Source organism: Natronospira bacteriovora (assembly GCF_030848495.1).
Taxonomy (GTDB): Bacteria; Pseudomonadota; Gammaproteobacteria; order Natronospirales; family Natronospiraceae; genus Natronospira; species Natronospira bacteriovora.
This window is the reverse complement of the sequence record NZ_JAVDDT010000002.1, coordinates 366,009-380,856: the sequence shown is the minus strand read 5'-3', so window position 1 is coordinate 380,856 and position 14,848 is coordinate 366,009. Positions and strand designations below refer to the sequence as shown.

Genomic DNA, 14,848 nt, shown 5'->3' with positions numbered 1-14,848 from the left:
AATTGCGAGCCTCAGCGATATCGACTTTCGATTGCCCGATCAGCGGCAATCTGCGACTCAAGCTTGTCCCCCACGGCCAGGAGCTTGTCCTTGGTCATGATCTGTTGGCCGCGCTCCTCGAAGTGATATTCGGTGAAGCTGGTTTCGACAATGGCATCTACCGGGCAGGCTTCCTCGCAAAAGCCGCAATAGATGCATTTGAACATGTCGATGTCATAGCGCGTGGTACGGCGGGTGCCGTCCTCGCGTTGTTCCGAGTCAATGGTGATGGCCAGCGCCGGACAGACGGCCTCGCACAATTTGCAGGCGATGCAACGCTCCTCCCCACTGGGGTAGCGGCGCAGGGCATGCATGCCACGATAGCGAGGCGACTTGGGCGTCTTTTCCTCCGGGTAGCGAATCGTGCTCTTCGGAAGAAAGAAATGCTTCAGGGTCAGCTTGAGGCCCAGGAGCAGTTCCCACAGAAAAAGACTTTTAACGTAGCTGCTGATTACTTTCATGCCAGCCTCAGTTGAACCACGGTCCGACTTCGAAAAGGATCAGGCCACCAAGAACCACGATCCAGACGATGGTGATCGGAATGAAGACCTTCCAGCCCAGACGCATGATCTGGTCATAACGGTAACGCGGGAAAGTCGCCCGGAACCAAAGGAAGGTAAACATGAAGAAAAAGGTCTTCAGGGCGAACCAGACGATACTGCCTTCACCCAGGAACGTTTCTCCGATCACCGGCACACCCTGGAAGGGGCTCAACCAGCCACCGAAGAAGAACAGGGCCGTGAGCGCCGAGATCAGGATCATGTTGGCGTATTCAGCCAGGAAGAAGATCGCAAATCCGGTGCCCGAATACTCCACATGGAAACCGGCCACGATTTCCGATTCACCTTCCGGCACGTCAAACGGTGCCCGGTTGGTCTCGGCCACGCCGGAAATTAGATAGACCACGAACAGAGGAAAGAGCGGGATCAGAAACCAGTTGAGCACACCCCCGTCCTGACGCATCACGATATCGTTCAGGTTCAGGCTACCCGCCGCCATGAGCACACCCACCAGGGCGAAGCCCATGGCAATCTCATAGGACACGATCTGTGCGGCCGAACGCATGGCCCCCAGAAAGGCGTACTTGGAGTTGGCTGCCCAGCCGGCCAGAATCACACCGTAGACACTCAGGGAGGTCAGAGCCAGTAGATACAGCAGGCCGGCATTGATATCCGCAATCACCATGCCGTCTTCAAAGGGAATGACGGCCCAGGCGGCAAACGCCGGCGCAATGGATAGAATCGGGGCAATCAGAAACAGGAAACGGCTGGAGTTGCTGGGAACGATAATTTCCTTCAGCACCAGCTTGATCACATCCGCGAACGGCTGCAACAGCCCCCAGGGGCCAACGCGGTTAGGCCCCATGCGGCCCTGCATGAAACCGATGACGCGCCGTTCGGCGTAGGTGTAATACGCCACCATCAGAATCAGCACCAGCATCAGCACGCCGATCTGTGCCGTGACGGTGATGACCGTCTGCAGCGCCGGCGGCAGCGCATCCCATTGTTCGATGAAGAAGTCCGTCATTGCGTTCGTGATTCCTGTGCTCTTCCGAACGATTGACCTGAGTCCCGTGCCGCCCGGTGGCGGCCGGTAATCAGACCTTGCTCAACTCGATGCTGCCATGACGCGGCCCCAGGGCGGCCGTTTCCGCCGTACCGGCTGGAACAACCACACTGCCCTCGGGAAGACCGTCATCCACGGCGGCGGTCAGGACGCAGCTGCGACCGTTCTGGCGTACTTCCACCCGGCTGTCGTCTTCCACGCCCAGGCGCCCGGCGTCTGCGGCACTGATTCGCAGCCGCGCCACACCGTCCAGGGTTCGCTGAAGCGGTTCGGCACGGCGCACCAGCGCATCTGCGGCATACAAGGGTACTTCACCCAGGCGCCAGAGGCCCTTGCTGACAGCCGGCTTGTTCAGCTTGACGCCACCGGACACTCGCATGTCCGTCACCACTTCACCGATGGCAGCATGGGCATCGGCCAATACGGCCTCGGCGTCCATCTGTTCGAAGCCTTCAAGTTCCAGGAGGTTGCCCAGCACGCGGAGCACCTTCCAGGCCGGACGGGACTCACCCACCGGGTTAATCACGCCGCCACTGCTCTGCCAGCGCCCTTCCAGATTCACCAGGGTGCCAAAACTCTCAGCATAGCTGCCAACCGGCAGTACGACACTGGCGTAGCGCTCCATCTCCGGCGTGCGGAAACTGCTCAGCGAGAGCACGAAACCGGCCTGTTCCAGGGCATCCATGGCCTGGGCGGAATCCCAGGCTTCGCGCTCCGGCTCGCAGCCCATAAGCAGGTAGGCCTTGCGCGCCTGGGCGAACATTTCCCGTGCGTTCAGGCCCACTTCCCGTTCAGCGGCACCCGGGCCGCGATGAGGCAGGACACCGGCGAGGCAGGCACCGGCGACGTTGCCGCCTTCAGCCAGGTACCCCAGAACCGCACCAGACAGCTCGGCGATGGCATCGCCCAGGGCCAGCAGTTCCGACCAATGCTCATGACTGCGCGCCAGCGGGCCAAGCAGCACCAGACTGCGCCCGCCCCTGTTCAGGGCGGCGGCAAGCTTGCGCGCCTCATCGCCGGCCTCGACACCGTCCACAAGCGCCTTCACGCTGGCCGGCAGAGATTTTCCGGATTCCGATGCCAGCGCCACGGCCACCTCGGCCAGCCCACTGACCAGTTCGGCACCGTGCCGCACCAAAGTGGCATGTTGCCGGAACAGGAATTCGTAGTCGGCCGGGTTAACGAAACCAACCTCGGCGCCCTTGAGCGCGGCCTTGCGCAGACGATGCGCCAGCATGGGGGCTTCCTTGCGGGTGTTCGAACCCACCACCAGGGCCGCATCCAGGTCTTCCACTTCACTAAGCTTCATGCCCAGACCGGGGAAGGCCGGTTCGATGGCGTCGGAACGGAAATCCGCCTGCCCGAGTCGGTGATCCAGGTTGGCCGAACCGAGGCCACGCACCAGGGACTGGAACAGGTACAGTTCTTCCAGGCTGGCGGTGGGCGATGCCAGGGCACCGAGCTGTTCACCACCATGCTGCTGAACGGCATCACGCAGTCCGGTGGCGGCGGCTTCCAGGGCCTCTTCCCAGCTCACCGGCTGCAGCTCGCCGTCTCGGCGCAGCAGCGGCTGACGCAAGCGCTCGTCGCTGTAAATCCCCTCACAACTGAACCGGTCGCGATCCGCAATCCAGGTTTCGTTGATCCCTTCATTCTCCCGCGGCACGGCGCGCAGGAAATCACCACGCAGGGTATGGGCATAAATGTTGGTGCCCACCGGATCATGCGGGGTCACCGTGGCATGCTGGGTCATCTCCCAGGAACGGCCCCGGAAGCGGAAGGGCTTGTTGTTCAGGGCACCCACCGGGCAGAGGTCAATCACGTTGCCGGACAGTTCATGATCCACGGTGCGCTGAATATAGGTGCCAATGCGCATGTGCTCGCCACGGCCAGTGGCACCCAGCTCCTTGAAGCCGGCCACTTCCTCGGTGAAGCGCACACAGCGGGTGCAGTGGATGCAACGGGTCATGTCCGTGGAGATGAGTGGCCCCAGTTCCGGATCCGACACCACCCGCTTGCTTTCCGTGTAGCGGGAAATGCCACGACCGAAGCCCAGGGCAAGATCCTGCAGTTCACACTCACCGCCCTGATCGCAGATGGGGCAATCCAGGGGGTGATTGATGAGCAGGAACTCCATGGTGTTCTTCTGTGCCGACAGGGCCTTGGGAGACTGGGTAAAGACCTTCATGCCGTCGCCGACTGGTGTGGCACAGGCCGGCAGCGGCTTGGGCGCCTTCTCCACCTCGACCAGGCACATACGGCAGTTGGCCGCCACGGACAGCTTGCGGTGATAGCAGAAGCGGGGAATACGATGGCCATATTCGTCCGCCACTTCAATCAGCATCTGTCCCTTGCGGCCTTCGACGGTCTGGCCGTTGATTTCGAACTTGACGGTATCGTCGCTCATATCCGTTACGTCTGTTCATCAGGACCCGGGCAACAGACCCGGGTCGGAATCCTGCGGCTTGCCCTTCAGGCGGCAAAACCGGCGTTATGGGGACCTTTCTCCGGCAAGGCGGGCCGACCCGGCCCAACCATGGTCTTGCCGTTCTTGATCAGGTACTCGAATTCTTCCGGGAAGCGTTCCAGGAAACTCTTCACAGGCATGGCCGCGGCGTCACCGAGGGCACAGATGGTATGCCCCATGATGCCGTCAGCCGCGCTCTTGAGAAGTTCGATATCCGATGACCTGCCCTGCCCGGCCAGCATGCGGCGCAGCACCCGATTCAGCCAGCCGGTTCCTTCACGGCAGGGCGTACACTGACCGCAGGACTCGGCGAAATAGAAACGGGAGATGCACTCCAGGGCGCGCACCATGCAGGTGGTGTCATCCATCACGATGACGGCACCGGAGCCCAGCATGGAACCCACGGACTGCACGGACTCGTAGTCCATGTTGACCTTCATCATATCTTCGCCGCGGACCACCGGCACCGAGGAACCACCCGGAATGACGGCTTTCAGCTTGCGGCCGTCACGAACACCACCCGCCATCTCGAGAAGCTCGGCAAAGGGAGTGCCCATGTCCACTTCGAAGTTGCCCGGGTTGTTCACATGGCCGGAGACGGAGAAGAGCTTCTTGCCACCGCTCTTCTCCGTACCGAACTTCTGGAACCAGTCGGCCCCGTTACGAATGATGCAGGGAACCTGGGCGAAGGACTCGGTGTTGTTGACCGTCGTGGGCTGGCCGTAGAGACCACTCTGCGCCGGAAACGGCGGCTTGAAGCGCGGCATGCCCTTGCGGCCTTCCAGGGAATCCAGCAGTGCTGTTTCCTCACCGCAGATATAGGCGCCGGCACCCAGATGATCATAGAGATCAAAATCCACACCAGAGCCAAGGATGTTCTTGCCAAGGAAACCGGCCTCATAGGCCGCCTTCAGCGCCTCAACGAAACGCTGATAGGGTTCGTGCTCGAACTCGCCTCGGATGTAGTTATAACCCACGGTGGCACCCATGGCGTAGCCGCCAATGGCCATGCCTTCAATCACGGCATGGGGGTTATATCGCAGGATGTCACGATCCTTGCAGGTGCCCGGCTCACTCTCATCCGAGTTGCAGACCACGTATTTCTGGCCCTTGAAATCTCTCGGCATGAAGCTCCACTTGAGCCCCGTGGGGAAGCCGGCACCACCACGGCCACGCAGGCCGGAAGCCTTGACCTCTTCGATCACCTGCTCGGGCGGGATCTTCTCCTTGAGGATCTTTTTCCAGGCTTCATAACCACCCACCTTGAGATAGGTCTCAAGGGTATGGGGGTTGTCATGGGCCAGTGTTCTGTAGCAGATCTCATGATCCGACATGCCAATCACTCCAGGCCGTCAATGATCTGATCCACCTTTTCGATGGTCAGATTCTCATGGTACTCGTGGTTCACCATCATCATGGGCGCGCCCTTGCAGGCTGCCAGACACTCTTCCTCGCACTTGAGAAAGATGCGGTCGTCTTCGGTGGTCTGACCCACCTTGATGCCCAGCTTCTTCTCCACATGCTCGACGATTTCGTCTGAGCCGTTCAGCATGCAGCTGATGTTGGTGCAGATGGAGATCTTGTTCCGCCCCACCGGCTTGGTCTCGAACATGGAATAGAAGGTCGCGACCTCGTAAACGTCGATAGGGGGCAGCTCCAGATAATGGGCGACTGCGTCCATCCATTCATCGGTCAGATAACCGCCATTATGATGCTGGGCCTCCCGCAGGGCATCCAGCACCGCCGAACGCTGCCGACCTTCCGGGTACTTGGCCACACAGCGATCAATGTAGGCGCGCATGTCTTCGGGCAGGAATTCTGAAGTGGCCTTGTATTTCACCGGTCAATCTCCCCGAACACGATGTCCTGTGTACCAATCACTGCCACCAGATCCGCCAGCATATGACCACGGCACATTTCATCCATTGCTGCCAGATGGGCGAAACCGGATGCACGAATCTTCACGCGGTAAGGCTTGTTGGCCCCATCGGAAATGAGATAAATGCCAAACTCGCCCTTGGGCTGCTCGATAGCGGCATAGGCCTCGCCCTCGGGCAGCACATACCCTTCCGTGAACAGCTTGAAGTGATGAATGAGTGCTTCCATGCTGTCCTTCATGTCGGCACGCTTCGGTGGAGCCACCTTGGCATCATCCACCATCACCGGCCCCGGGTTCTCACGAAGCCACTTGATGCATTGCTTGGCAATGCGAGCGGACTGGCGCATCTCTTCGATACGGACCAGATAGCGATCGTAGCAATCACCATTAGTGCCCACCGGAATATCGAAATCCAGGCGGTCATAGACTTCGTAGGGCTGTTTGCGACGAAGATCCCACTCGATACCGGAACCCCGAAGCATGGGGCCGCTGAAGCCCAGTTGCAGGGCGCGCTCGGGGGAAACTTCCGCTATCCCCACCGTACGCTGTTTCCAGATGCGGTTGTCGGTCAGCAGCGTCTCATACTGATCGACACAACCCGGGAAACGGTCGACGAAGTCTTCAATGAAGTCCAGAAGCGAGCCTTCACGGGCCTCATTAAGACGATTCACTTCCTTCTTGCTGCGCCATTTGGAGTAATCATAGCGGGGCATGCTGTCGGGCAGATCCCGATAAACACCACCGGGACGGTAATAGGTTGCATGCATGCGCGCACCGGACACTGCCTCGTACATATCCATGATGTCTTCACGTTCACGGAAGGCATAGAGGAAGACCGTCATGGCGCCGATATCCAGGCCGTGGGCGCCAATCCACAACAGGTGGTTGGCAATGCGGGTCAGCTCATCATAAAGCGTACGAATGTACTGAGCCCGAATCGGCGGCTCAATGCCCATGAGCTTTTCAATGGCCATCACATAGGCATGCTCATTACACATCATGGACACATAGTCGAGACGATCCATGTAGCCGATGCTGTGGTTATAAGGCTTATTCTCCGCAAGCTTTTCCGTGGCGCGGTGAAGCAGACCGATATGCGGATCCACCCGACGAATAACCTCGCCTTCCATCTCCAGGATGAGACGGAGCACGCCGTGGGCCGCCGGATGCTGCGGCCCGAAGTTCATTGTATAGCTCTGAATCTCAGGCATTGCCGGACGACTCCTTGAAGCCTTCCACATACTGGTGATCTTCGCGAATCACCTTCGGTACCGTTGTGCGAGGCTCGATGCTGACGGGCTGGTAAACCACGCGGCGTTTCTCCGGGTCATAGCGGACTTCCACATTCCCGATCAGGGGGAAGTCCTTGCGGAACGGATGTCCGACGAACCCGTAGTCGGTAAGAATACGACGCAGATCCGGGTGACCATTGAAAAGGATGCCGTAAAGATCAAAGGCTTCTCGCTCAAACCAGTTGGCGCCATTCCAGACCGGAGTCACGGAATCCACAACCGGAGGATCTTCCTGGGGGCACCAGCAGCGAAGACGAAGACGCTGGTTCCGGGAGATCGACAACAGATGGTAGACGACCGCAAAGCGATTCCTGCCCTCTTCCACCTCGTCACTGCTGGCGAAGGCGTGACTTTGCGTACGCTCGACACCACGACTGAAACCGATGGAGGTACTCTTGTCCGTGGCCCACTGGCTCTTGCCATAGGCAAGGTAGTCCACACCGCAGACATCCATGAGCTGCTCGAAATTGAACGGTGACTCATCCCGAAGGGCCTGACAGACCTCGAGCAGATCCTCGGGTGCCACCTCATAGCTGAGCTCATCCACACGACTGTCAAATCGCTTCAGCTTATCGCCAAAACGATCAACAATCGCTTCATGCAGGGATTCGATCCACTTACTCATGACAGCGACCTGATCAGCGGGCAATGGTATTGGTTCGGCGAATCTTGTTCTGCAGCTGGATGATGCCGTAGAGCAACTGCTCGGCGGACGGCGGACAACCAGGCACATAAATATCCACGGGGACGACGCGATCACAACCCCGGGTTACCGAATAGGAATAGTGGTAGTAGCCGCCACCGTTGGCGCAGGACCCCATGGAGATCACCCAGCGGGGCTCGGCCATCTGGTCGTAAACCTTTCTCAGGGCGGGGGCCATCTTGTTGCAGAGCGTACCCGCAACAATCATCACGTCTGACTGGCGCGGACTGGGACGGAACAGGACACCGAATCGGTCCATGTCATAGCGCGCTGCGCCAGCATGCATCATCTCCACAGCGCAGCAAGCAAGGCCAAAGGTCATCGGCCACATGGAACCGGTACGGGCCCAATTGTAAAGCTTGTCCACGGAAGTGGTGACGAAGCCGCGTTTTACGACACCGTTTTCTACTCCCATTCCAGAGCACCCTTCTTCCACTCATAGATGAAACCGACCACGAGCACGGCGAGGAAGATCATCATGGCCGTGAAACCAAACACCCCGATATCACCCAGGGCAACCGCCCAGGGGAAGAGGAAGGCAATCTCGAGATCGAAGATGATGAAGAGAATGGCGACGAGATAATAGCGGACGTCGAACTTCATCCGCGTATCTTCAAAGGCCTCGAAGCCGCACTCGTAAGGCGAGTTCTTCTCGGAGTCCGGATTCTGGGGACCAAGGATCAGCCCCACCAGGAGGAGTACCACGCCCAGCCCGGTCGAGATACCGAGAAAGATAAGGATGGGGATGTAATTTTCCAGCATATTTCCCGCGTCCCAGAGTCACGTTGGAGGCACACTCAACCCGAAAAACGGAACTCTATCCGTTTCGGGCCCGGCTGACCTTGACACAGGTCAACCGGCCCCGGGCCCACCCGAAGATGACCCGACTGATGGCCCTGACTGGCGCCGCGAGTCGATTCCCGGGCATGCCCGAAGCAATCTTCCCTTGGCCCTTGCAGAAACCGCCCGAAGATCGGGCGGCTTCCTGGAGTATGGTGCCGAAGGCCGGACTCGAACCGGCACGGCCGTAAGGCCACTGCCCCCTCAAGACAGCGTGTCTACCAATTCCACCACTTCGGCAAAGCTGTTACTGCTGGTTCCGCTGGCTGCCCAACGGAGGCCGGCATATTACCACGACTGAGCCCCTAACGGCACCCCGAAAGACGCCACAGGAACGCTTATTCAGTGGGTATCCGGCGGCGGAAGGTCGAGTTCATCCTCGTCCCGCTCGTCCTGGTCCTCGTCCTCTTCCGGGATGAGGGTTTCTTCCATGGTCGGCGTGGTCTGGACACGCTCCAGCAGGGAACCGGGTTCAGCAATATCCCGTGCTGCGATCCAGGCCAGGGCGGCACTGTTGAGCATGAAGACCGTCGCCAGAACCGCGGTCAGACGACTGAGGAAACTGGCTGCCCCCCGGGCACCGAAGACGGTACCGGCGGAACCACTGCCGAAGGCGGCACCGGCATTGGCGCCCTGCCCCTGCTGAAGCAGAACGGAGACGATGATGACCACCGCGACGATAACGTGAAGCACTAGCAAGATGCTGATAAGCATGTTCGGATTCCAGCTTATTGGTGACCGGCCGATTCGGCCGACTGACAGATACTTAGAAAACTTTCGGCGTCCAGCGACGCCCCGCCAATGAGACCGCCATCAATATCTTCCATGGCGAACAGTTCACTGGCATTGGTGGCCTTGACACTGCCGCCATAGACGATGCGCAGACCCGCCGCAATTGTATCATCCGCGGCCGCCACACGACTGCGAATCATGGCGTGGACAGCCTGGGCCTGATCCGGGGAAGCCGTCTGGCCCGTACCAATGGCCCAGACCGGCTCATAGGCAACCACGGCTTCCTTGAAGGCATGCACGCCAGCCACACCCAGAATGGCGTCGAGCTGCTCACCGATGATCTTGTCGGTGATACCCTCTTCCCGCTGCTCCAGGGTCTCGCCCACACACAGAATGGGCCGCAGACCGGTGCGGACGGCGGCCATGAACTTGCGCGCCACCACTTCGTCCGTTTCGCCGTAAAGGGCGCGACGCTCCGAATGCCCGACGATGACGTAAGCGCAGTCGAAATCCTGCAGCATGGTGGCAGACACTTCGCCGGTAAAAGCACCGGATTCTTCCTCGGAAACGTTCTGGGCGCCCAGGGCGATTTCCGACCCCTTGAGCACGCGCATGGCATCGGCGAGGTAGACGAACGGCGGGCAGACGGCCACCTCCCGGTTACCCGGACTGAGGTTGCGAACCAGGTCTTCCAGCAAACGGCCGGCCGACTCACGACTGCCGTTCATCTTCCAGTTGCCGGCAACAAAAGGCTGACGCATGGTGCCTCCGCTGGGCGACGGCCGGCGGGGCCGTCACGCTGCATGAACAGGTGAAACAGAAAAGCGGCCAAGAGATGTGCACAGGCCGCTGCTGACGGCGCGAGACTTTACCCGGTGTGGGCCAACAAATCAATTTGCCGGCCTGAATTCACGGCCAATTTCCGGCGGCCACCAGCACGAAAGCAGACCTCAGGCAGACTCGGAGCGCTCACCAGCCCCCTCTTCCACAGCCTGGGCCAGGGCCTGGACCGTCCGCCGGACCAGACTTTCATCACGCCCCTCCACCATCACGCGAATCAGGGATTCAGTCCCCGAAGCACGAATCAGCACCCGGCCGTCGGCACCCAGCTCGGCCTCGGCTGCCTTGATGGCTTTCCTGAGTACGGCACTCTCCAGCGCCGTCTTCTTCTCCTGCACCCGGACATTGACCAGACGCTGGGGAAACTTGCTGAGCGAACGACACAGCCCGGCCAGGGAGGTTTCCGACAAGACCATCTCGGTCAAGACCTGTAACGCGGCCACGATGCCGTCACCCGTGGTGCTGCGATCCAGGCAGATAATGTGGCCCGAGGATTCCCCGCCAATCAGGCCGCCGCTCCTGTCCAGCAACTCCAGGACGTAGCGGTCACCGACGCTGGCTCGTTCGAATTGCATGCCCGCGGACTGGATGGCCTGCTCAATGCCCAGGTTGGTCATGACAGTACCGACCACGGGGCCACGCAGCTTTCCGGCCTGCTTGCGGCCCTGGGCAATGACGTAAAGCAGTTCGTCCCCATCACGCAGCTTGCCCTGCTCGTCCGCCATGATCACCCGGTCCGCATCGCCGTCGAGGGCGATCCCGAGGTGCGCACCGTGCTCACGCACAGCGGCCTGCATGGCCTCGGGCGAGGTGGAACCCACCCCTTCATTGATGTTGTAGCCATCCGGATCGGCACCGATGCTGATGACATCCGCTCCCAGCTCCCGAAACACTGCGGGTGCAACCCGATGGGCGGCGCCGTTGGCGCTGTCCACCACGATGCGGAGACCGTCCAGGCGTACCCCGGCCGGTGCCGCGTTCTTGCAGAATTCAATATAGCGCCCAGGGGCATCCTCCACCCGTCGGGCCATGCCCAGCCGGGCAGCGGGAACGCTTTCAAAGACCTCGTCCAGTGCTTGCTCGATGGCCAGCTCGGTTTCATCATCCAGCTTGCGCCCGTCGGGACCAAAGAACTTGATGCCATTGTCCTGGAATGGATTGTGGGAGGCACTGATGACAATCCCGGCCCGGGCCCCCAGGGCCCTCGTCAGGTAGGCGATGCCCGGGGTTGGAAGAACACCCAGCAGGTCGACTTCGGCGCCGGCACTCACCAGGCCGGCCTCCAGTGCCGATTCCAGCATGTCACCGGAGACGCGGGTATCGCGGCCAATGACCACACGCCCCCGCTGACCACCACACAGGACGCGGCCAGCAGCCCAGCCCAGACGAACGATCACATCCGCTGACATGGGCGCCGGCCCCACCGGGCCGCGAATGCCATCCGTACCAAAATAACGCTTTTCCATCAGACTGCTCCCGCGTTGTAGGTGCCCGTGGCGCGGACGGCTTCCACCATCTTCAGCACGTCCCGGGTTTCAGCCACATCGTGCGCCCGCACCACGGCGGCGCCAAGCCATGCAGCCAGCGTCGCCACGGCGAGACTGCCGGCCAGTCGCTGCTCCACTGGGCGATCGAGCACCTGGCCGATCATGGATTTACGCGACATCCCGACCAGAACCGGATAATCACTGGCACAGAAAGCGCCCAACTCACGCAGCATGGTGAGATTGTGCTCCAGGGTCTTGCCGAAACCAAACCCCGGATCAATCAGAATCCGTTCACGCGCAACACCGGCCGCTTCGACGGTCTCCGCCCGGTCACGCAGAAAGCCACGTATCTCTCGAACCACTTCCCGATATCGCGGGTCGGCCTGCATGTTCCGGGGTTCGCCCTGCATGTGCATGATGCAAATACCCACATCGGCTCCGGCCACCACATCCACGGTCTCGGGATCACGGAAACCCCGCACATCGTTGATGATATCGGCACCGGCCTCAATGGCCGCCTGCATTACGGCCGGTTTGCAGGTATCCACCGACAGAATGGCGTCGGTATCGGCACGCAAGGCCTCGAGGATCGGAATGATCCGTTCCAGTTCTTCGCTCTCGTTCACGGCCCGAGAGCCCGGCCGGGTGGATTCACCACCAATGTCGATGATCGCCGCCCCGGCCTCCAGCATGTGCCGGGCATGATCAATCGCCACCCGGGGATTCTGGAACCGGCCGCCGTCGGAAAAGGAATCCGGGGTCAGGTTCAACACACCCATGACTCTGGGACGGGACAGATCCAGTTCCCGCCGCCCGCACTGCAGCTTCATCCACCGCTCCTTCAGTGTCCGGAATGGCGTGCATGATACCAGCATGCACCCGGCAAGAAATCCGCCACATCCGGGCAGGGCCACCAAGACCCGCCCCGGCAAGCCAAACCGAATCCGCTCCCCGTCTCTCCGCGGACGACCAAAAAAAAGGGCCGGCAGACAGGCTGCCGGCCCCTGGATACTTCAGGGTCGGAAGATCAGTGCTGACGGGCGGGATCGCCCACCGGGTCATCACCTTCCCGGCCACGGTCATCACCCACCTCGCCGGAGGACGCGGTTCCCTGACCGGGGTCACCCCAGCCCTTGGGCGGCCCGGGCTTGCGACCGTCCATGATGGCGTCGATCTGATCCGAATCGATGGTCTCGTACTGCATCAGGGCTTCCGCCATCATGTGAAGCTTGTCTTCATGCTCCCTGAGGAGCGACTCGGCCCGATCATAATTGCGATCAATGATGGCCCTGATCTCGGCATCAATGGCCCGCGCCGTCTCGTCCGACATGTTGCTGTGGCGCTGCTGCATTTCGCGACCCAGGAACACCTCACCATCGTCCTCTTCATAGGACAGCGGCCCGAGCTTCTCAGACAGACCCCATTTGGTCACCATCTTTCGGGCAATGCCCGTGGCCACTTCAATATCATTGGAAGCGCCCGTGGTGACCTTCTCGGCCCCGTAGATCTGCTCCTCGGCAATCCGGCCACCGAACAGACTGGAAATCCGGCTTTCCAGCTGCTGCTTGCTCTGGCTGTACTGATCCTCTTCCGGGAGGAACATGGTGACACCCAGGGCGCGACCTCGCGGAATGATGGAAACCTTGTAAACCGGGTCATGATCCGGCACCAGACGACCCACGATGGCATGCCCGGCCTCGTGATAGGCCGTCATGCGCTTGTCGTCCTCGCTCATGACCATGGAGCGGCGCTCCGCACCCATCATGATCTTGTCCTTGGCCTTCTCCAAGTGCTCCATGCTGACGTACTTGTCATTGGCACGGGCCGCAAACAGGGCCGCCTCGTTCACCAGGTTGGCCAGATCGGCACCGGAAAAGCCGGGCGTACCGCGGGCAATCAGATCCGGACGAATGCTGTCATCCACCGGCACCTTGCGCAGATGAACCTTGAGAATCTGTTCCCGGCCACGCACGTCGGGCAGCCCCACCACCACCTGGCGGTCGAAACGACCGGGCCGCAACAGCGCCGGATCCAGAACATCCGGGCGGTTGGTGGCGGCAATGACGATGACGCCCTCATGGCCTTCGAAACCATCCATCTCCACCAGCATCTGGTTCAGGGTCTGCTCGCGCTCGTCATGACCACCGCCAAGCCCGGCGCCCCGGTGACGACCCACGGCATCCAGCTCGTCAATGAAGATGATGCAGGGTGCGTGCTTCTTCGCCTGCTCGAACATGTCACGTACGCGTGAGGCGCCCACGCCCACGAACATCTCCACGAAATCGGAACCGGAAATGGTGAAGAACGGCACCCCTGCTTCACCGGCAATAGCGCGCGCCAGCAGGGTCTTGCCCGTCCCCGGCGGTCCCACCATGAGCACACCCTTGGGAATCTTGCCGCCCAGACGCTGGAACCTGGACGGATCCTTGAGAAAGTCCACCAGCTCGGTGACTTCTTCCTTGGCTTCGTCGCAGCCGGCCACATCCGTGAAGCGCACATTCACCTGCTCATCACTGAGCATGCGTGCCTTGCTCTTGCCGAAGGACATGGCGCCCTTGCCACCGGCACCACCCCCCTGCATCTGCCGCATGAAGTAAATCCAGACCGCGATCAGCAGCAACAGAGGGGTCCAGGAGATGAAGATCTGCCCCAGCATGGAGCCGCGATCTTCTTCCTTGGCGACAATTTCCACCCGATTGTCTTCCAGCTCACCGATAAGGGCGGTGTTGTCGGTCTCGGGGTTGACGACCTCGAATCGCTCACCGCCACGGCGGGTGCCATGGATCTTGCGTCCCTGCAGCACGACTTCATCCACGCTGCCGCCCCGGACTTCCCGCAGGAACTCCGAATAGGTGAGTTCCTCACGCGGCTGCTCACCCGGCCCCATGGTGTTGAACACCGTCAGCAGGACGAAGGCGATGATGATCCAGATGATCAGGTTCTTGGCCAGTTCGCTCAAGATTGACTCCACGCGCCGGTGGCGCATTCAGCTATTTGATTCGT

General features: G+C 60.6%; 14 protein-coding genes and 1 tRNA gene. All 15 read right to left on the bottom strand.

Annotated elements, in window-relative coordinates; translation table 11 throughout:
• Positions 1–11 precede the first annotated feature (11 nt).
• Entirely contained in the window at positions 12–500 is a 489-nt protein-coding gene (gene nuoI, locus RBH19_RS04555; RefSeq protein ID WP_306727630.1) for an NADH-quinone oxidoreductase subunit NuoI, read from the bottom strand.
• A 7-nt stretch (positions 501–507) separates the two neighbouring features.
• Entirely contained in the window at positions 508–1,566 is a 1,059-nt protein-coding gene (nuoH, locus tag RBH19_RS04550; protein WP_306727629.1) for an NADH-quinone oxidoreductase subunit NuoH, read from the bottom strand.
• Positions 1,567–1,636: 70 nt separating this feature from the next.
• Positions 1,637–4,012, bottom strand: coding sequence for an NADH-quinone oxidoreductase subunit NuoG (gene nuoG, locus RBH19_RS04545; protein ID WP_306727628.1), 2,376 nt, complete (start codon positions 4,010–4,012; stop codon positions 1,637–1,639).
• 65 nt (positions 4,013–4,077) lie between these two features.
• On the bottom strand, positions 4,078–5,406 hold the full coding sequence (gene nuoF, locus RBH19_RS04540; protein WP_306727627.1) for an NADH-quinone oxidoreductase subunit NuoF: 1,329 nt from the start codon (positions 5,404–5,406) through the stop codon (positions 4,078–4,080).
• 5 nt (positions 5,407–5,411) lie between these two features.
• Positions 5,412–5,873, bottom strand: coding sequence for an NADH-quinone oxidoreductase subunit NuoE family protein (locus RBH19_RS04535; protein WP_306727824.1), 462 nt, complete (start codon positions 5,871–5,873; stop codon positions 5,412–5,414).
• A gap of 35 nt (positions 5,874–5,908) precedes the next feature.
• Positions 5,909–7,162 (bottom strand): NADH-quinone oxidoreductase subunit D, encoded by a 1,254-nt coding sequence (locus RBH19_RS04530; protein WP_306727626.1) that lies wholly within the window; start codon positions 7,160–7,162, stop codon positions 5,909–5,911.
• Positions 7,155–7,868, bottom strand: coding sequence for an NADH-quinone oxidoreductase subunit C (locus RBH19_RS04525; RefSeq protein WP_306727625.1), 714 nt, complete (start codon positions 7,866–7,868; stop codon positions 7,155–7,157). The genes RBH19_RS04530 and RBH19_RS04525 overlap by 8 nt, the downstream gene beginning before the upstream one ends.
• 13 nt (positions 7,869–7,881) lie before the next feature.
• Positions 7,882–8,361: a NuoB/complex I 20 kDa subunit family protein gene (locus tag RBH19_RS04520; RefSeq protein WP_306727624.1), complete on the bottom strand. Its 480-nt coding sequence runs from the start codon at positions 8,359–8,361 to the stop codon at positions 7,882–7,884.
• On the bottom strand, positions 8,352–8,708 hold the full coding sequence (locus RBH19_RS04515) for an NADH-quinone oxidoreductase subunit A (RefSeq protein ID WP_306727623.1): 357 nt from the start codon (positions 8,706–8,708) through the stop codon (positions 8,352–8,354). Before RBH19_RS04515 ends, RBH19_RS04520 begins: the two co-directional genes overlap by 10 nt.
• 231 nt (positions 8,709–8,939) lie before the next feature.
• A tRNA-Leu gene (locus tag RBH19_RS04510) sits at positions 8,940–9,026 on the bottom strand.
• A gap of 102 nt (positions 9,027–9,128) precedes the next feature.
• Positions 9,129–9,500 carry a preprotein translocase subunit SecG gene (gene secG, locus RBH19_RS04505; RefSeq protein ID WP_306727622.1) on the bottom strand — a complete coding sequence of 124 codons (372 nt, stop codon included), beginning with the start codon at positions 9,498–9,500 and terminating at the stop codon, positions 9,129–9,131.
• Positions 9,501–9,514: 14 nt separating this feature from the next.
• On the bottom strand, positions 9,515–10,279 hold the full coding sequence (tpiA, locus tag RBH19_RS04500; protein ID WP_306727621.1) for a triose-phosphate isomerase: 765 nt from the start codon (positions 10,277–10,279) through the stop codon (positions 9,515–9,517).
• A 189-nt stretch (positions 10,280–10,468) separates the two neighbouring features.
• Positions 10,469–11,824: a phosphoglucosamine mutase gene (gene glmM, locus RBH19_RS04495; RefSeq protein ID WP_306727620.1), complete on the bottom strand. Its 1,356-nt coding sequence runs from the start codon at positions 11,822–11,824 to the stop codon at positions 10,469–10,471.
• Complete coding sequence (gene folP / locus RBH19_RS04490) at positions 11,824–12,675, bottom strand: dihydropteroate synthase (RefSeq protein WP_306727619.1); 852 nt, start codon at positions 12,673–12,675, stop codon at positions 11,824–11,826. Before folP ends, glmM begins: the two co-directional genes overlap by 1 nt.
• 197 nt (positions 12,676–12,872) lie before the next feature.
• On the bottom strand, positions 12,873–14,804 hold the full coding sequence (ftsH, locus tag RBH19_RS04485) for an ATP-dependent zinc metalloprotease FtsH (RefSeq protein ID WP_306727618.1): 1,932 nt from the start codon (positions 14,802–14,804) through the stop codon (positions 12,873–12,875).
• Between the last annotated feature and the right edge of the window lie 44 nt (positions 14,805–14,848).